At 66.4% G+C, this 18360-nt stretch carries 9 protein-coding genes; 6 read left to right on the forward strand and 3 right to left on the reverse strand.

Features of this window, described 5'->3' with window-relative positions:
* Positions 1–12: 12 nt before the first annotated feature.
* Both LPC04_RS07900 and LPC04_RS07905 read left to right on the forward strand, forming a co-directional pair.
* Positions 13–1536, forward strand: a complete 1524-nt coding sequence (locus LPC04_RS07900) for a serine/threonine-protein kinase (protein ID WP_275681630.1) — start codon at positions 13–15, stop codon at positions 1534–1536.
* A 186-nt stretch (positions 1537–1722) separates the two neighbouring features.
* Positions 1723–3960 carry an NADP-dependent isocitrate dehydrogenase gene (locus LPC04_RS07905; RefSeq protein ID WP_275681631.1) on the forward strand — a complete coding sequence of 746 codons (2238 nt, stop codon included), beginning with the start codon at positions 1723–1725 and terminating at the stop codon, positions 3958–3960.
* Positions 3961–4014: 54 nt separating this feature from the next.
* Here LPC04_RS07905 and LPC04_RS07910 read toward each other — a convergent pair whose 3' ends face one another.
* On the reverse strand, positions 4015–4572 hold the full coding sequence (locus LPC04_RS07910; RefSeq protein ID WP_275681632.1) for a hypothetical protein: 558 nt from the start codon (positions 4570–4572) through the stop codon (positions 4015–4017).
* A gap of 350 nt (positions 4573–4922) precedes the next feature.
* Between LPC04_RS07910 and LPC04_RS07915 the strand changes: the two genes are divergently transcribed.
* Positions 4923–6182 carry a PEP-CTERM sorting domain-containing protein gene (locus LPC04_RS07915; RefSeq protein WP_275681633.1) on the forward strand — a complete coding sequence of 420 codons (1260 nt, stop codon included), beginning with the start codon at positions 4923–4925 and terminating at the stop codon, positions 6180–6182.
* On the opposite strand, the gene LPC04_RS07920 is transcribed toward LPC04_RS07915, so the two are convergent.
* Entirely contained in the window at positions 6179–7459 is a 1281-nt protein-coding gene (locus LPC04_RS07920; protein ID WP_275681634.1) for a cytochrome-c peroxidase, read from the reverse strand. The genes LPC04_RS07915 and LPC04_RS07920 overlap by 4 nt on opposite strands.
* A 4-nt stretch (positions 7460–7463) precedes the next feature.
* A complete protein-coding gene (locus LPC04_RS07925) occupies positions 7464–9908 on the reverse strand; it encodes an alkaline phosphatase family protein (protein WP_275681635.1) in 2445 nt (814 codons plus the stop codon).
* A 312-nt stretch (positions 9909–10220) separates the two neighbouring features.
* On the opposite strand from LPC04_RS07925, the gene LPC04_RS07930 reads away from it, so the two are divergent.
* From LPC04_RS07930 to LPC04_RS07940, 3 genes are all read left to right on the forward strand, one after another.
* A complete protein-coding gene (locus LPC04_RS07930) occupies positions 10221–11084 on the forward strand; it encodes a ParA family protein (protein WP_275681636.1) in 864 nt (287 codons plus the stop codon).
* A 1020-nt stretch (positions 11085–12104) separates the two neighbouring features.
* Positions 12105–17273 (forward strand): hypothetical protein, encoded by a 5169-nt coding sequence (locus LPC04_RS07935; RefSeq protein ID WP_275681637.1) that lies wholly within the window; start codon positions 12105–12107, stop codon positions 17271–17273.
* Positions 17266–18189, forward strand: a complete 924-nt coding sequence (locus tag LPC04_RS07940; RefSeq protein ID WP_275681638.1) for a hypothetical protein — start codon at positions 17266–17268, stop codon at positions 18187–18189. Before LPC04_RS07935 ends, LPC04_RS07940 begins: the two co-directional genes overlap by 8 nt.
* Positions 18190–18360: the final 171 nt, after the last annotated feature.

Raw genomic sequence — 18360 nt, forward strand, 5'->3', positions numbered from 1 at the left:
CTTCGCAGACCCATGGCCACGACCGCTCCCATCCCAGAACGCATCGGCAAGTACACGATCTCCGAGGTCCTCGGCCGCGGCTCGATGGGCACGGTCTACAAGGCGTTCGACCCGCACATCCACCGGCCGGTGGCGATCAAGACGATCCACCGCGAGCTGCTCGGCGACTCCACCGCCGCCGACTCGATCGCCGCGCGCTTCCGCAACGAGGCCAAGGCCGTCGGGCGCATCGCGCATCCGGGCGTGGTCGCGATCTACGACTTCGGCGAGGACGGCGACGTCACCTTCATCGCGATGGAGTATGTCGACGGCCGCACGCTCGACGAGATCCTCGCGGTGCCGCAGATGCTGTCGGAGGCCAACGTGCTGGCGGTGATGGACCAGCTGCTCGACGCGCTGTCCGTCGCGCACGCGCAGGGCGTCTGGCACCGCGACATCAAGCCGGCCAACCTGATCGTCACCAAGGCGGGCCAGGTCAAGCTGACCGACTTCGGCATCGCGCGCCTGGAGGACGCCAATCTCACCCAGGTGTCGTCGATGATCGGCACGCCGGCCTACATGGCGCCCGAGCAGTTCACCGGCCAGGGCATCGACCACCGCGCCGACCTGTTCGCCTGCGGCGTGCTGCTGTACCGCATGCTCACCGGCCGACGCGCGTTCACCGGCGCCACCGAGCAGGTGATGTACAAGATCCTCAACGAGGATCCGCCGCCGCCCAGCGTGGTCACCAACGGCGCGCGGCCGGCGGCGTTCGACGCGATCGTCGCGCGCGCCATTGCCAAGAAGCCGGCCGACCGCTACCCCGACGCGCAGGCGATGCGCGCCGCGCTGCAGTCGATCTCGCGCGGGGCCGCGGCAACGTCGCCGCAGGCCACGGTGATCGTGCCGATCCCGCGCGACGGCGAGCAGCGCACGACGACGAGCTCGGTGTCGCCCAGCGTCGCCTCGCCGAGCCAGCCGACGCCGCCGGCAGCGCGCGATGCGGCGCTGACCTCGGGCACCGGCGTCACCAGCGGCGCCACCAGCCTCGGCACGCACTGGGATCCGGCCGAGCTGCAGCGCCTGGAGCGCGCGCTCGCCACGCACGTGGGCCCGATGGCGCGCGTGATGATCCGCGACGCCGCGCGCACCCACGCCGACGCCACCAGCCTGGCCACCGCGGTGGGCCGGCACATCCCCGACGAGCACAAGCGCCAGCAGTTCATCGACCTGGCCCGCGGCAGCAGCCAGGTGACGCCGGTGGGTTCGCCGCTGGCCAGCGGCGCGCGGCCTCTCGCCAGCGGCGCACGGCCCCTGGGCAGCGGGGCGACGCCGATCCCGCCGGCGGACCCGGCGGGAGACCCGCTGACCGAGGACTTCAAGGCCCACGTGCTGCAGGTCATCACCCGCAGGATGGGCCCGATCGCCCGCGTGATGGTCAAGCGCGCGGCCGAGGCGGCCGGCGGCAACCGCGAGCAGTTCGTCGACGCGCTGCTGCACGCGATCCCCGAGGCGGATCGCTGGACGGTGCAGGGCGAGATCAACAAGCTGGGCTGACGCGCCGCCAGTGGCGCATCGACCCTCCCGTTGACGGCGATCAAGCCGCGGTAACCCGCTTGATAGCCCGACCGGCCCCGCGGGGGCGCGGTTGGGTGGAAAATGCCCGCCGGGAACCCCGATGCCGCCCGCCCATGAGGCCGGTCGCCGGCTCGCGGTTCCGCCACCAACCCTGGAACTTCGCCGATGACCACCCAACAGCCGACCATCATCTACACCCTGACGGACGAAGCGCCCCTGCTGGCGACGCACGCCTTCCTGCCCGTCGTGCGCGCCTTCACGGCGCCGGCGGGCATCGCCGTCACCGCCAGCGACATCTCCGTCGCGGCCCGCATCCTGGGCGAGTTCCCCGACTACCTCACCGACGAGCAGAAGGTGCCCGACAACCTGGCCGAGCTTGGCCGGCTGACGCTGCTGCCCGACACCAACATCATCAAGCTCCCCAACATCAGCGCCTCGGTGCAGCAGCTCGTCGCCGCGATCAAGGAGCTGCAGGGCAAGGGCTTCAAGGTTCCCGACTATCCCGAGCAGCCGGCCAACGACGACGAGAAGAAGATCCGCGCCCGCTACGCCAAGTGCCTGGGCAGCGCGGTCAACCCGGTCCTGCGCGAAGGCAACTCCGACCGCCGCGCGCCGCTGGCCGTCAAGAACTACGCGCGCAAGCATCCCCACTCGATGGGCGCGTGGAGCCAGGCCTCGCAGACCCACGTGGCCACGATGAAGGGCGGCGACTTCTACCACGGCGAGAAGTCGATGACGCTGGACAAGGCGCGCGACGTGCGCATGGAGCTCGTCACCAAGACCGGCAAGACGACGGTGCTCAAGCCGAAGGTGTCGCTGCAGGCCGGCGAGATCATCGACTCGATGTTCATGAGCAAGAAGGCGCTGCTCGAGTTCTACGAGCGCGAGATGGAAGACGCGCGCAAGACGGGCGTGATGTTCTCGCTGCACGTCAAGGCCACGATGATGAAGGTCTCGCACCCGATCGTGTTCGGCCACGCCGTGCGCATCTTCTATCGCGAGGCCTTCGAGAAGCACGGCAAGCTGTTCGACGAGCTGGGCATCAACGTCAACAACGGCATGGCCACGCTGTACGAGAAGATCGAGTCGCTGCCGACGTCCAAGCGCGACGAGATCATCCGCGACCTGCACGCCTGCCACGAGCACCGCCCGGAGCTCGCGATGGTCGACTCGGCCAAGGGCATCACCAACCTGCACGCGCCCAACGACGTCATCGTCGACGCGTCGATGCCGGCCATGATCCGCATCGGCGGCAAGATGTGGGGCGCCGACGGCCGTCCGAAGGACACGAAGGCCGTGATCCCGGAGAGCACGTTCGCCCGCATCTACCAGGAGGTCATCAACTTCTGCAAGACCAACGGCAACTTCGATCCGGTGACGATGGGCACGGTGCCCAACGTCGGCCTGATGGCGCAGCAGGCCGAGGAATACGGCTCGCACGACAAGACCTTCGAGGTGCCGGAAGCCGGCGAAGGCCGCATCGTCGACATCGCCACCGGTGAAGTGCTGCTGACCCAGCACGTGGAAGCCGGCGACATCTGGCGCATGTGCCAGGTCAAGGACGCGCCGATCCGCGACTGGGTCAAGCTGGCCGTCACGCGGGCCCGCAACTCCGGCATGCCGGCGATCTTCTGGCTGGACTCGTACCGCCCGCACGAGGCCGAGCTGCGCAAGAAGGTCGTGGCCTACCTGAAGGATCACGACACGTCCGGCCTGGACATCCAGATCATGTCGCAGGTGCGCGCGATGCGCTACACGCTGGAGCGCGTGATCCGCGGCAAGGACACCATCTCCGTCACCGGCAACATCCTGCGCGACTACCTGACCGACCTGTTCCCGATCATGGAGCTGGGCACCAGCGCCAAGATGCTGTCCATCGTGCCGCTGATGGCCGGCGGCGGCATGTACGAGACGGGCGCCGGCGGCTCGGCCCCGAAGCATGTCAAGCAGCTGGTCGAAGAGAACCACCTGCGCTGGGATTCGCTGGGCGAGTTCCTGGCGCTGGCCGTGTCGCTGGAAGACATGGGCATCAAGCTGGGCAACGCCAAGGCCAAGCTGCTGGCCAGGACGCTGGACGCAGCCACCGGCAAGCTGCTGGACAACAACAAGTCGCCGTCGCCCAAGACCGGCGAGCTCGACAACCGCGGCAGCCAGTTCTACCTCGCGCTCTACTGGGCGCAGGAGCTGGCCGCGCAGACGGAAGACCTCGAGCTGCAGGCCCATTTCAAGCCGCTGGCCGCGACGCTGACGTCCAAGGAGAAGACCATCGTCGGCGAGCTGTCCGACGTGCAGGGCAAGCCGGTGGACATCGGCGGCTACTACAAGCCCGACACCGACAAGACGAACGCCGCGATGCGCCCGAGCGCGACGTTCAACGCGGTGCTGGAAGGCGCCCAGGGCTGACCTGGGCGTCGTTCGTCGAAGGCGGCCGGCCCCGCGAAGGGCGCGGCCGCTTTTTCATTGCGGCGCGTCGTCGGTCGCGTGGGGCACTTCGGCAGGCTCGTGCGCTTCCGGCGCTGCCGGCGGCTCGCCCTCGGCAGCCGCCGCGGCCCGCGCCTCGATCTCCTCGAAGCCTTCCTCGAACATGCCGAACTGCTGGTTCGCCAGCGCAATCGCCGGACGGCCGTCGCCCCACGGGTCGGCACCCAGCCGGCGCGCGAGGCGCCAGCAGAAGCGGTCGCGCTCGGACTCGGGCACGCTGGCCGCGGCGGCGTGGACCCAGGCGTGCGCGTCGTCGACCTTGACCGACGCGGGCAGCAGCGGACTCGCGCGATCGGCGCGGTCGGTGTGGCGTTGCAGGATGAGTCCGTACTGGCGCGCGGCGTCGAGCGCCGGCCCCAGCGCGACACGGTCGGCGTAGCGCATCGCGGCGACGTCGAAGGCCTCGCGTCCGAGCAGGTCCAGCGCGAACAGCAGCGCGCCGAGCGCGGCGTCGCTCGCGACGGGCTCGTAGTGCACGTCGTCGTGCGTGAGTCGGATCGCGTCGGAGCGCAGCGAGGTCAGGGTGGCGGTCATGCGGGTCGGCTTCGAAGGGTGGCCGGAAAGCGAAACGCCAACCCGTCGAGGTTGGCGTTCGCAGCAGGCCCTCGCGATGATACGGCAGCCATTGGCAGCGCCCGCGCGACAGCCTGATGCAAGGCGGATCATCGCCTTCCCCAAAAGTGGTCAACACGACTTCGCGCATGTGGAAACCCGATATTCCGGCACGCGCCGCATCGTCCGACACTGCGTCCCGATCGCTCGCCGCAAGCCGGCCCGCGATCGACGAAGACCGCAGTCATCGAGCCGAGCAGCGCGTCGCGGGCCTGTCCCTTTGCAGGCCGACGGGCCGTCTCCGGAATCGTCGAAACGAAGGAGACAACACCATGCATCGTCCCATCCTGCGCGCAGGCGGCCTGGCCGCCCTGGCCTTCTGCGCCGCGGCGTCCGCCGCACCCGCGAGCGATCCGATCAAGATCCTGTTCGTCGGCGACAGCTACACGTTCGGCCGCGTCGACCCCGTGCTGAGCTACAACGCCGCCAACGTGCACGACCTGACCGCGGCGTTCAACGCGGTCAGCTCGGCCGGCAGCAACGCGTTCGAGCCGCATCCCTGGGGCGGCGTGCCCGGCATCTTCAAGGAATTCACCGACGAAGCCGGCCTGAACTACGACGTGTCGATCTCCGCGCGCAACGCCGCCTCGCTGCGAGGCCAGTTCCTCGACACGGCCAACGCCGCGTGGGACCTGCGCGGCAACGTCGCGTCGCAGAAGTGGGGCGTGGTCGTGCTGCAGGATCTCAGCGATGTGTCGCTGCCGGCCGGCAAGGGCAAGAATGCCAACAACGCGCAGTTCGAGGCCTATACCAACCAGTTCGTCAAGTTCATCCACGACGGCGCGGCGCAGACCTACACCGAGACGCAGCTGTACGGCTCGCTCGCCAACTGCGAAGCCACCGGGCTGTCGAAGACGTCCTGCAACACCTCGCGCGTGATCCCGGCCAACACCAACGCGAGCGCCGATACCAAGGTCTATCTCACCGAGACCTGGGCCCGCCCCGACATGGTCTTCGCGCACAAGATCACCACGCCCGACCCGAGCTCGCCGAGTGGCGAGCCCATCGTCGACACCAGCAGCGCCGGCGGCAACGCGACGCTCTACTACACGAGCCTGGGCGCGATGTCGGCCGACCTGCACGCGGCCTTCGCGGCCGAGGGCGCGGCCAACCCGGGGCTTGCAGGCATCATCCCGGTGGGCGATGCCTTCCAGCTGGGCGTCGACTCGGGCAAGGTGCAGTCCAGCGGCTTCTTCGATGCCAACGGGGTCTTCATCCCGCCCAAGGCCGGCGAGCCGCTGGACCTGTGGTGGGACGACGACCTGCACGCCAGCAAGTACGGCTCGTACCTGGACGCGCTGGTGCAGTTCGGCACGATCACCGGGCTCGATCCGACGTCGCTTGGCACCGACGAATCGGCCGCGCAGACCTTCGGCATCTCGGCGACGGACGTGCTGTTCCTCGAGAACCTGGCCGCCGAGGACCTGGGCATGCCGCTGGCGGTGCCCGAGCCCGGCAACCTCGCGCTGATGGCCGCGGGCCTCGCGCTCGTCGGCGGGATGGCGCGCCGGCGCGCCGCTCGCGGCGGCTAGCGCGCCGCCTTGCCGCCGGCTTCGGTCGAGAAGCCGTCGTCGAGCGTCTTGAGGAACGCGGCCAGGTCGGCGATCTCGGCGTCGGTGAAGACCGGCTTGTCGCCGGGCTTGCGCGTGAACGGCTCGTCGACGCGGTCGACGTTGCCGCGATGGCGCGGCGGCAGGTCATCGAACACGACGAGCTTGCCGCCGACGCGGGGGTACCACTTGCCGGGGTTGGTGTCGCGCTCGGAATAGAAGCGCAGCACGTCGTCCAGCGTGTGGAAGCGGCCGTTGTGGAAGAACACCTGGCGGCTCGCCGAATTGCGCAGCGTGGGCGTCTTGAACATGCCGCAGAACGCGGTCTCGCGGGCGAGGTCCTTGCGCACCGGGCCGCACAGCCCGAGGTCGACGAAGCGCGGGTCGCGGTTGGCCGGGATCTCCGCGTTGCGCGGCACGCCCACCGCGACGTGGCCGTAGTCGGTGAACTGCGCGGGCCGCCCGCCCGGGCCGGGCACGTCGACGTGGCACTTCGCGCAGTTGCCCTTCTTCGGATCGTTGAACAGCGTGTAGCCGCGCAGCTCCTGCGGCGAGAAGCGCGCGTTGCCCGACATCGCCGCATCGAACTTGCTGGTGTAGGGCCGGAAGCTCGGATCCTGCGTCTCGAAGGCTTCCAGCGCCTCCGTCGCGCGGGCCACGGCGGCGGCGGGGTGGTCGAAGATGTCGTCGCCGAAGGTCTTGCGGAACGGCGCGGCGTAGGTCGCGCGACGCAGCCGCGCGGCGACGGCATCGATGTCGGCGTTGGCCATCTCCACCGGATTGAGCAGCGGCAGCAGCGCCTGCTCGTGCAGCGTCTGGGCCGCGCCGTCGCGCGTGAAGCCGCCGGCCGGCCCCTCGTCCTCGACGCCGTCCGGATCCGGTTGCGCGAGATGCCGCGAAAAGCGCGGCGTGAACTGCAGGTAGCGCAGCGACGGCACCGCGCGCGTGCCGAAGCGGTCCATGTCCGGGCCGCCCGGCTGCACGGCGCGGCCGTCGGCGGGTGCATAGGCATGCGCCGGGTCGTGGCAGCTCGCGCAGGACTGCTTGCCCGATGCCGACAGCGACGCGTCGAAGAAGATCGCGCGGCCCAGCGTGGCCGCCGGATCGAGCGCGACGGGCGCAGCCGGATAGCGCACCCACATCGCCACCGAGTCGTGCGCGTCACGCGCGGGCGCGGGCGCGCCGCTGCCCGCGCCCGGCAGCGCGAAGGCGAGCCCTGTCGCCAGGGCCGCCAGCCGGACGCCGGCCAGGCCCGTCATCGCCTCAGAACGCGAACAGCGTCGTCAGGTCGCCCACCGCCGGCGTCTTGTTGGTCGGCTGATAGGGGTTGGACGCGGTGGCGATCGGGTTGGGCAGGTTGTCGCGGCTGCGCTTGGACAGCGGCGCCAGGCGCCAGTTGCGCTCGATGAACTTCAGCACCGACGCGTGGTCGTGGTACGTGTGGTCGATGTAGTTGGTGCGCGCGTACGGCGACACCACGATCATCGGGATGCGCGGGCCGTCGCCGAAGAAGTCCACCGACTGGATGTAGCCGGTGTCGAAGTGGCCGCCGCCTTCGTCGGTGGTGATGATGATGGCGGTGTGCGCCCACAGCGTCGGGTTGGCCTTGACCTTGGCGATCAGGTCCTGCAGGAACAGCTCGTACTTGGCGGGCACCGAGTAGCCCGGGTGGCCGCTGTCGAGGTTCTTCGGCACGACGAACGAGACCGCCGGCAGCGTGTTGCCCGCGATGTCGGCGTACAGCGATGTCAGGCCGGCGAGACCGGCCTTCAGCGTCGTGCTCCCCTGGATGTTGCTGGAGGCCACCAGCGGGTCGCCGATGGTGTTGTATTGCGCGCCCTGGGCCACGGCCACCGGCACGCCGAAGGTGGCGGCATCGGCGGTGACGTCGGCGGCCTCGCGTCCGCCGGTGTACCACTTCCAGCTCACGCCCTTGGTCGCGAGCGCCTCGGCGATCGTCGGCACGGTCTGCGGCGGCAGCGTGTAGTTGTTCGGGCCGATCGGCTGCGCGTTGCCGGCCATGTCGTAGCCGAGGCCGTAGTTGTTGACGAGGTAGTACTTGCCGGCGTCGCAGTTGCTCTTGACGTTGATCGTGCCCAGGAAGCTCAGGATCGGGCCGACGCCCGGCTGCGTCGAGTCCGAGCAGTTCACGTACGAGCCGCCGCTGTAGCCGTCCTGCGAATAGAAGTTCGGCGTCTGCGCCATCGGGTTCGGGTTCTCGATCTGGTTGGCCGGCGGCGTCGCCGCGGCACCGGCGACGTTGAACCAGGCCGTGTCGGCCGTCGCGATCGCGAAGAAGTTCGCGCCCGTGCCGCCCTGGATCGACTGGTGGTAGTTGTCGCTGATCGCGTACTGCGCGGCCAGGCTCTTGAAGAACGGGGCGTCGCCGGTTGACATGTTGGCGAAGCCCATCAGCTCGCCGCCCTGCGACGGGTTGGCCGGCGTGACGCCGGAGGTGTCGCCGCCCTGGCCGGTGGTCGTGGCGACCCACGTGTACATGTCGAGCCTGGAGTTGTCGCCGCCGTTCTGCTGCCACATCTGGAAGAAGCGGTGCACCGGGTCGCCGGTCAGGTTGCCGAGCGGGTTGGTCGGGCTCAGCGCGTATGGCGCGTACCTGGTGTTCTGGAACGGGCCGTTGGGCAGGTTGGCCGGCGTGCGCGGGTCGGGCACACCGCCTTGCGCCTGCAGCTGCGCGTTGAGCACGCCGATCAGTTCGGGCTGCGGCAGCGTGGCGTAGGCCGCGGCGCGCGTCGGATTGATCGAGTATGTCGTCTGCGTCGTGCCCTGGCTCTGCGCGGCGAGCGAGAAGTGGGGGCCCGGCGAACCGTCGGCGTTGATGATGCCTTGCGACAGCAGGTTCTTCACCGTCTGGTTGGCCGGCGCCGGATACGTCGCGAAGACGGCGTCGAAGGTCTGGTTCTCGCCCACCACCACGATGACATTCCTGATCGCCGTCGTCGTCGGGCCGGCGTTCAGCGCGGCCAGCGACGTGGCGGCCGCCGCGGGCACGGCGCCGGAGATCGCGCCCGTCGCCGGGATCGTGACCACCGCGCGATTCGCGTCGGTGCCGACGGCCACCGTGCCGGCGTGCACGTTGAAGCTCGCCAGCGTGAACAGGTTGTCGACCGGGTCGGTGCCGGTCGCGTGGTAGGCCGCGCCGATCGGGTCGGCGACCGAGGCCGCGGGAACGCCCAGCGCCGTGTACGCGGGCTGCAGCGCGGTGGTCACGGCCTGCTCGCTCGAGGCGATGGACGCGGACGTGATGGACGCCGACGTGATCTGCGCCGCCGTCGGCGCGGTGGTCGGGACGACGCCGAGGACGCGCTGCGTCACCAGCGAGGTCAGCGGATTCAGGTTGGCGACCACGTTGACCGCCGCGCCGCCGCCGGCGGGCGCGACCACCGACGACAGCAGGGCCGGCGCGCCGTCGACATCGTTGAAGGCGGCCGTCAGCACGAACGGCGCGGGGCCCTTCGTGACGATCGAGTAGCTGCCGTCGGCGCCGGTCAGCGCCGACTGCGTCGTGCCGCCCTTGCTGTCGGTCAGCGTGACGGTGGCGCCCACCAGCGGCGCGCCGGTCGCGGCCACGCCGCTGACCGTGTAGATGGGCGGCGTCGTGCTGCCGGAACTGTCGAAACAGGCGGTCACGATGGCTCCGCCGGCGACGGCCAGGGTGCCACAGGCCATGGCGATGATGCGACGCTGCATTGAGGATCCTTTGAGATTGGGAAACGACAGGGCACCGGCGCGTTGGACGCCGGTGCCCGATTCCCGACAGCGTCGCAGACGCATGTGTCAGCGTCGTGGCGCCCCGCTGAAGCCGAGGCTCAAGATCGGCCGCAAGGTGCCGATGACGCACAGAAACGAGACGCGCGTCCGAATGGCGCTGGCTAACCAACCGTTACGCCCCTGCGTTTTCACTGACAGCAAAAAGGGGGTTGACAGGCACACAATGCGCGTGCACGCGGTCTCCCGCAATGTCGCGGACCCCCTTGATTGGCGCTGGTCGCCACCATCCCCATGCCCGTTGTAGCAGTCATCAATCGCAAAGGCGGAAGCGGCAAGAGCACGCTGGCCACGCAGCTGGCGGGCTGCCTGGCCAATCGCGGCTCGCAGGTGATGCTGGGCGATGTCGACCGCCAGCAGTCCTCGCTCGCCTGGCTGCGCCGCCGCGCGGCCCAGCCGCTCGTCAAGTCCGCCGCAATCGTCGGTTCGGCGTTCGGCAGCCAGGGCGTGATGCGCCCGCCGGCCGGCATCGACCACGTTGTGCTGGACACCCCCGGCGGCCTGCAGGGCTACGATCTCGCCCGCCTCGCGATGACGGCCGACGCGATCCTGATGCCGGTCGGAGACTCCGTTTTCGACCGCGAATCCGCCCTCCAATGCCACGCCGAGCTGATGACGCTGCCACGCGTGGTCAGCGGGCGTTGCAAGGTGGCCGTCGTCGGCATGCGGCTCGACGGCCGCGGCCGCAGCACCTCGCACATGCAGCAGTGGGCCGAACAGAACGGCATGCGCTACGCGGGCTCGCTGCGCGCGTCGCGGATCTACACCCGCTGCGCCGAGCAGGGGCTGTCGCTGTTCGACGTGCCTGCGGTCAAGGTCGAGAGCCACTTGGCGCAATGGCGTCCCATCGTCGAATGGATCGACCGGACCTGGGCCGCGGCCGGCAAGATGGAGGCCAGCTCCCGGACGGCGGTGCCCGTCTCCGCGCCGTCCATCTCGCCGCACGCACGCCGCCGCACGCTCGTGCGCGCGCCGTTGCCGGTGGCGATGTCCAAGAGCGGCCCGGCGTCCGAGTTCCGCGCCAGTCGCGAGACGGCGCGTGCCCCGCGCGCCCAGCGCTTCGGCTGGCTGTTCACAGTCTTCCGCGCCTGGGCCTGACGCGCCCCGCGTCCTGAGCCGCCGCGCGCCGGATCTTCAGGCCTCGTGGGCGTCGGTTCGACCGCCGCCAAGATCGTCTCGCGCACTCACGCGGATGCCGGATGAGCGCGTCGTCGAGATTTCGCAGACCGCAGTTCGACTTCGTCGATATCCACGCAACGATGCTCCGTCGATTTCATGTGCTGCACCGTGTGGCAGCCGCCGCGACGCGCTCCACCGAAGCCCGCGCCAGGTACTGCCACAAAGCAAAACGCCCACTCGGGAGTGGGCGTTGCTTTCGAGGTTTTCACCTCGGTAATGCGGTGGTTGCGGGGGCTTTGGGTTATGAGCCCTCCGACGATCCGTCCTACCCCGAGGGTTCGCAGGATTTCAGAAGGTCCGAAAAGTCGTCAATCGGAAAACTTGTTCAATGCTGACAAGCACTTAGCTCCTTTCGGTCGTGTGACAGTCGAGACCCTTTCGCTCCTTGCAACGCCGATTTCATGTCACACGCTCAGCGATTTTTCGTCGATGCCGCATTCGAGCTGCAGCGACCGTTAGGCGCGTTTCGTCACGCAGAATTCGCCCTTGCATTCATCGTACAAGCTTGCGTTGCAACGCGCCAGCTTGACAGCGACTCGAGATCTTGATGCAATAAATCCAAGCGCTCAACGGCGCTTGCCTCGCCACGGCTTGCCGCACGCGAGGCGCCTGGTCAGTCCCAGGCCACTACAACTGGCGTTTGATCGCAGATCAGCCGCACAGCTTGCAGGCTCTGTTCGGAGCCAGCCAAGTCGACGCCTTCGGCGTGGACTTGATCCGAACATCGAGCCGACGATCGGCTCGCCGATCGATTCGATTGAAGCTGGTCACTGACCTCGTTGTCACGCTGATCAGCCCCGGCGGAGCCCTGCGCTTCCCGCAACTTCGGCGACCGCCCCCCCCTGAGACCGCTCGTCCGCACTCGCAGACGCGTCTCTGCTTCCATCCCCGATCCGCATTCCAGGGAACGCGTCAGCGTGCCCATTTCTGGACGCCCACATGACTCATGACATTGGCAGCGTGCAATCGCCCGTGGAGTCCGTCGAAGCACTCCCTTCCACCGTCGAAGAAAGCCTCGGCTCCATCCCATCATCGGGAGGCGCAGCCGTGCCCAAAGGGAATCCTCCCATCGTCATCGATGCAGTGGCTGGCTCGCTATTCTCCGAACTCAGCCCAACGGCGGCAGACGCGCAATATCTGACCGCGCTTGGCGTCGATGCCAATTGCCGCGCGCTTCGCACGGTCACGACGTTTTTCGGAACCGTCGCAAAGGACCACGCCACTAGCCTAGCCGTCGGGCACACACCCGCATGGCTGGACGTGGCAACAGGCCGCCAATCGGCCGTGAAGTCGATCTTCGCGGACGACTCGCGCGCCGAGGCGTGCGCCCTGCTCGGCGCAGCCCTCAGCCACGATGCCTTCGAAGCACCGTTCAGCAATCTATTGTTCGCCGCCCGTTTCCAGAGCAATTCTGTACATCGGGCCATGCTCGACCGAATGAGCCTGGTGCTGGTGTTGAAGGCGGCGCAGTGTAGGACGGTGATCCCCAAGACCGTAGCGAATGGTATTCAGCAGTGCTACCGATCACTGGCATCCGCAAAGACCACCGCTTGGAGCGCCATCGCGACATGCGCTCCCATCGACATCGCGCAGATCGACAGTCTCCTGACCGACGTCAAGCAGAACTCGGTGCGTGAGTTCCTGGTCGACTGCCGAGCCCTTCTTGCGGTCGAGTTCAGCGCGCCGGATACCGAATCGCGATCACGCCAAGAGCACAGCTCTTCGCAACCGCCGCAGCACGAGAGAGCGTCCATCGCAGACAACGACGCACCTGACCGAGCCGCCGCGGAACCGAAGGCGCCCGAATCGTCCAGCGACGACGACGAATCGGAAGCCTGTGCCAGCGCGCCAAGCGTTGTGGCTTTTGCGCGGGAGGCCCAGTTCGCGCCGCTGTCCACCAAGGCCGGGGTCGCCCTGCAATGGAATTGCTTGGCGACTCCTGAACTGAAGAGGCTGATCGAGGAGGTGACGCCTTACCTGTACAGCTCCAACCTGCGTCAGGTCAGCTGCGCTGTCCTGTTCTATATCAGCCTGCTGACCAAAGCGAACGGCAAAAGTGCTCGGCGCACGGCGACGAAGTTGGATCCCAAGGCGCCAGACTTGGCCATCTCGATCGGTCAAGGAGGACTGCTCACCTCACACGATGCCAAGGTCCAAGCTCGTCGGCCCGATCACGTCGTCTCCCAGCACAGGATCAATGTCGTCTACTGGCCTCAACGGATCGTCGACATCCTCCAGGACTGGGAGTCGACCTGGGGTGAGAAGTCCGAGATCGGTGAATACATCGACCTGAACGCGGGTGGCGCGGGGCTCTCCAACGCGGAGTACAACAAGTTCCTGCGCAGGTGCGGTGACAAGGCGCACATCGCTGAGCCGACCCGGGCGGCAAACGGACTGGGGCTTGCAGTGCTCGATGTCACCGGAAGCGACATGTACGCGTCCCTGGGCGCGTTGCACGTGGAAATGGCCGCTCCTTCGGCAGACTTTTACTTCAGCCCGTTAGCCTCCGAAGTTCACCGGCAGATGGACCGGGTCTACCAGGAAATCGGACTCGGGCCCGCGATTCCTTTTCCCGAAGAAGCGCGCGGAACCAGGCTGGGGCCTCAGAAGTGGGTGCCTCCCGAGACCACGCGCGATGGGTGGTCGCGGTTGGAAGCCGACATCAGACGCTTGTACAAGCGTGTTTGCCGATGGAAGAACACGCTCGATGGCGGGTCGGCCCTGGACGCCTTGTCACGATCGTGTTGCGCAGCCCTCGTGGTTCGGGATGCAGGTCGCGGCACCAACCCTCAGCGACTGAGCGTCGCATCGCTCGCCAGCAATCCGTCCTGGTACGTGCTCGACGACAAGTTCCTGGAAGGTGTCAAGCGTGCGCGACTGCTTCCGCATACGGACGTCTCGGCAGCCCTTGTCCGCATCTTTCTTCACGCCAAGAGCATTGCCTACAAGCGCATGGGCTGGAAGGAAGACGCTACCCTCGATCCGCTGTTCGGTATGACCGCAGCCGGGCGGAACTTCGGCCTTCGTTCGGATTGGATTCCGATCGACGCTGATGCGATCCAAGGGATCACTACGGAGTACTTCGCAGCAGACCGGAATTTCGCGAGAAATCAGCTCGTCACGAGCATGGGCGAGAACTTGGTCGATCGATGGCTCGTCCGTGCCCTCACTGGCCACGGCACATGGCTACTGACCTCCTTCTCCTGGACGATGAGTGTCGCGCCCGACGAGGCCATGGGCCATCTCCAGCGGATTCTGACGGAGCATGCGGACCGAATGTTCGGCGATGCAACGGCGCTTGTCGCGTTGTCGAAATCGATCCCGCCATACAAGCTTCCGGACTTCCCGCTCGATATCCGCAACGACCCGGAAGGCGAAGGCGCCGGCGACCCGCTGCCCTCCATCGGCAGGCAATGCCTGGTCGATCACTCGCTTGTTGCGAGCGTTCGACGCCAGGTCACGCAGGGACGCGGACCCGCCTGTCGTTATGCAACAACCCTGCTGGCCAGGTTGGCAGTGGATGGACTGCCGACTCTCGACGCGGCCATCGACGCCACGCTTGACCAGGACGCCCTTCGCACAGTTGGGGCGACGGAGGGCGCCGCCTGGACGCGCCGTCACTATGTCCACGCATTCTGGCTGCCGACCCAGGCGCAGACGCAAGCGATCGCGACACTCGCCACACAGGCTTCGGCGCCAACTCGTCGAAGACTTCTGCGCGAAGCGGCAGACTTCTTGAGAGGAATCTCGGGCTATTCAGGTTGGCCCGCCGATGATCTATCGGTGCTGGTCCGCTTCGCGACAGCATGTGAGCGTTGGCGCCGCCTCGAACTGCCGCCGTCCATCTGCGCGATGTCATCGCCAGAGCTCGAGTCGGCTTGCCTTTCTCCCACCTCGCTCGAGAGGACTGCGACTAACGGCGTCTTCCCGCCCAAACGCAAATTCAAATCGGTACGTGGTCCTGTCGCGGCAACCAGAGTGCCCGCTCAGATCGCCTCTCACAATCTGGACGAGATCACGTCGCTTCTGGGCGAGTGGTGCACCACCGACGACTCGCTCGGTGGACAAGAGCGGCGCGCGCGAAGAATCAAACTGGGGCTGGCAGACCTCGCGTCGCCGGATCGAACCGCGATCTTTCTGTTCTGCTCCGACATGCTGAACCTGCAGGCAGACGAAGTCATTGCGAACCCGCGGAACGCCCATGTCTCGACAGTGAAGACTCGGTGGAGCACCGTGCATCCAACGTTCGGTTCGTTGCCGTTGTCCGCAGATCCGGCTGACTTCGAGGACGACGAGTGGGTTGGCGTCGTTGATGCAGTGAACAAGTACTGTCTGGACGCAGCCCGAAAGGCCGGCACTACCGATGACTCATATTTGATCGGTGAGGGCAAGATTCGATCGAGCCGCGCTCGCGACGCACTCCAGAGAATGTTCAGGATTCTGGAGGGCGACGCTTGGGAGATTCCGCAGGCGGCGTGGGACGAGATGGGCGGGGCGACGTTGTTCCAACCGCGCCTGTCGGCGTCTTCGTCGATCTATCTCACCGAGTACGCACAGCCGATCAAAGAGGAGATCTACGCCACCTTTTCGCATGCGCTCGCTGCCGAGCGACAGGATGTGAAGGTACAGGTCATGAGCGAGGCGCCGTGTCGAATTGGGGAAGTCTCCTGCGCCGCCAGCAGATGCGTCACGCGTTCAGGCGCGATGACATTCCTCAACACGCCCTATGTCGTTCACAAAAGCAAGCATGCGCCGCGCCAGGCACCACTGACCCCAGCCACAGCCAGCGCCGTTAAGGCCCTCGAGGAACGCACTGTCTCGATCTGCCCCGACGCCCAGCGACTGTTTCGCTTCGACGCCGTGGCTCAAATGCAGGATGTGACGGCGAATGCCTTGCTTCCAGACGTTCTGCGCAATGCCATCGGCGATCCCGAGTTCCGACCTCAATCGCTGCGAGGAACTGCCTATATGGAGTCGCTATGGCCTGGATTTCGACCGGTCATGCAGCGCCTGCTGAATGGCACCCTCACCCCGCAAGAATGCATCCCATGGCTACACGGAGAGCCCATGCAAGACCGGTGGATTCGAGCCATCAGCGCAGCGACGGCCGCGGGTCACGGCGCTGTTGATCCGGGGTACAAGTTCTATGCGTCGGCTTGGCCACTGCTGCTGGCTATCTGGATGAAGGCCAAGTCGCTGGATCTGAAACCTGCCGATGCGACGTTCAAAGCTTTTGGTCGCACAGCAGCCAACTTCAGGCAAATCAAGTGTCGATCTGAAGACAAGGAAGTCGACGCTTGGCAATGGCTGCCGTCCGCGATGGTTCGCAGTCAGTCTCGACCCCTGCTGGAAAGTGTCCTTCCTTCACAGGAGCTCCCGCGACCGCCCACGACTCGGCCGGCCGACTCAACACCGAGCCAGACGATTGGCTACATCGTGCTGCGCTGTCTCGAACTCATGCCAGACGCAGCCTTACACGAAACTGGCTTGACGACGGCACAGCAAAAGGTCGCGGAAGAGAACATTCCCCGCTCGCGCGACATTGAATGGGCGCGAAAGAGGAAGAAGGGACCGATCACCGGTGCAGCGCTCGACGGCGACCGTTCGCTGGCATTGGATCCGTCCGGAATCGGAATCACCGAGTGGCTCAGCGGGCTGTCTACCAAGGACTTGCACGACCTCTTCGCGATTCTGCGAAGAAATCAGAAGGATCTGAGCCTGTCGCCCGAGGAGATCCAGGAGTGCGAATTCTGGCGCCGGGTGTCTCTTCACATCCCTTCGAAATTCTGTCTGACGCTCCGATTTGGTCAAGGCCATCACCTCTCGCCGGCCTCGGAGCTCCGCCTGCGGGAACTCCGGCCTCGCGTCATGGTGCAGGACGAGCGCGACCCCAACCTCGGACCTCTGCCGGACGTCATGCTGCGCCATCTTCCTGAGAACGACCGACTCGACTGTCGCAGCACGGCGATCTTCAAGCTCGCATGTCTGGTGCTGTCCAGGGCGAGCACCTCGCTGCTGTCAGAGAGTGCGGCAAACGCAAAGCGCCCTGCCGGAGAGTCGGACACGAGCGCTACCAGCACGGAATTCAAGGAGATCAAAGATGCGTGATTTCGCCTATGAAGAAGTAGTTCAAGGCAATGGCACCGAGACCATGGCAACACCGCTGACCTTCAGCCCCGGCACCTGCGTCGAGGGCAAACCCATTCACAACACGCGAGTACTCATGAACTTCAACGACGATTTCAAGGGCGAATTCGTTCCTGCCTCCGCACTCGCGCCAGCAATTGCGGCCGCCAAGAAGCTGCTCACTCAGTTGTCTCCTCATAGTCACGAGGACTGGATCGACTGCTTCTCTCTCGAACATCTGAAACAGATTCCGCTATGCAAGGTGCAAGTGGAGAGCGCCCAGAAGAAGACTCCTCATGCCAAGCCCGAAGATTCAGCTGCGGAAGACGTGGAGCGCACCAAGAAGACTGCGAATCACCTGCGCGGCCTGTTCGAAAAGGCACAACGCGGCATGAGCGGCGAGGATTTCGTGAAAGAGCTGCACGAAAGTCCGGACATCGACCTGGCCCGACAGATGCTCAGACGCGCGAATGCCGGCGGCGCCGACGTGACGACGCCGGGCGGTGCCATTCTGTCGCCCAACACCGGCAAGCCGGTCCAGGAACTGGCGTGCGCCGAATCCCAAACTGTCAAGATCAAGGTCGGCGTTGAGCCCCCGCGAGGCGGACTCATCAGCGCAACCGTGGTCGACCCGCTGGAGCATGCAGAGTTCTGGAAGCACTTCCCCGACAAGCTCGTCGCGCTCGAAGTGGTCGATGCCGATGATCAGGAATGTCTTCTGCTCTCGCAGGTTCTCAAGGAACCGTTGATCGTGCAGATCAACGTGACAGTGGTCTCACCTCACGGGCGCATGACACGCGAGGGAGTCCAGGCCTCACTTTCGAGGTCTCTCGACCATCGAGGTTTGGCGCAACGAGTTGTCAAACGACTGAGCAGTCAGTTCGACCTCAAGTTTTAAGCGAAGCTCCGTGATGGCGGAGTGCCGCGACGGCCCTCGGATCGCGCAAGTTACGCGGCTCTGGCGTTAAGAATAGTTATCACTATAGTGCCTTTTCTCGTGTCCCCTACCTTCCAGATCTGTGCGCGCCAGAGGGCTCCCTAAAAGCGCGCTGACAGAGGACTCCGAAAT

The organism is Scleromatobacter humisilvae (assembly GCF_023231945.1).
GTDB lineage: Bacteria > Pseudomonadota > Gammaproteobacteria > Burkholderiales > Burkholderiaceae_C > Scleromatobacter > Scleromatobacter humisilvae.

Coding starts and splice junctions, on each gene's coding strand:
- LPC04_RS07900 (WP_275681630.1), top strand. CDS start 13: ATGGCCACGACCGCTCCCATCCCAGAACGCATCGGCAAGTACACGATC.
- LPC04_RS07905 (WP_275681631.1), top strand. CDS start 1,723: ATGACCACCCAACAGCCGACCATCATCTACACCCTGACGGACGAAGCG.
- LPC04_RS07910 (WP_275681632.1), bottom strand. CDS start 4,572: ATGACCGCCACCCTGACCTCGCTGCGCTCCGACGCGATCCGACTCACG.
- LPC04_RS07915 (WP_275681633.1), top strand. CDS start 4,923: ATGCATCGTCCCATCCTGCGCGCAGGCGGCCTGGCCGCCCTGGCCTTC.
- LPC04_RS07920 (WP_275681634.1), bottom strand. CDS start 7,459: ATGACGGGCCTGGCCGGCGTCCGGCTGGCGGCCCTGGCGACAGGGCTC.
- LPC04_RS07925 (WP_275681635.1), bottom strand. CDS start 9,908: ATGCAGCGTCGCATCATCGCCATGGCCTGTGGCACCCTGGCCGTCGCC.
- LPC04_RS07930 (WP_275681636.1), top strand. CDS start 10,221: ATGCCCGTTGTAGCAGTCATCAATCGCAAAGGCGGAAGCGGCAAGAGC.
- LPC04_RS07935 (WP_275681637.1), top strand. CDS start 12,105: ATGACTCATGACATTGGCAGCGTGCAATCGCCCGTGGAGTCCGTCGAA.
- LPC04_RS07940 (WP_275681638.1), top strand. CDS start 17,266: ATGCGTGATTTCGCCTATGAAGAAGTAGTTCAAGGCAATGGCACCGAG.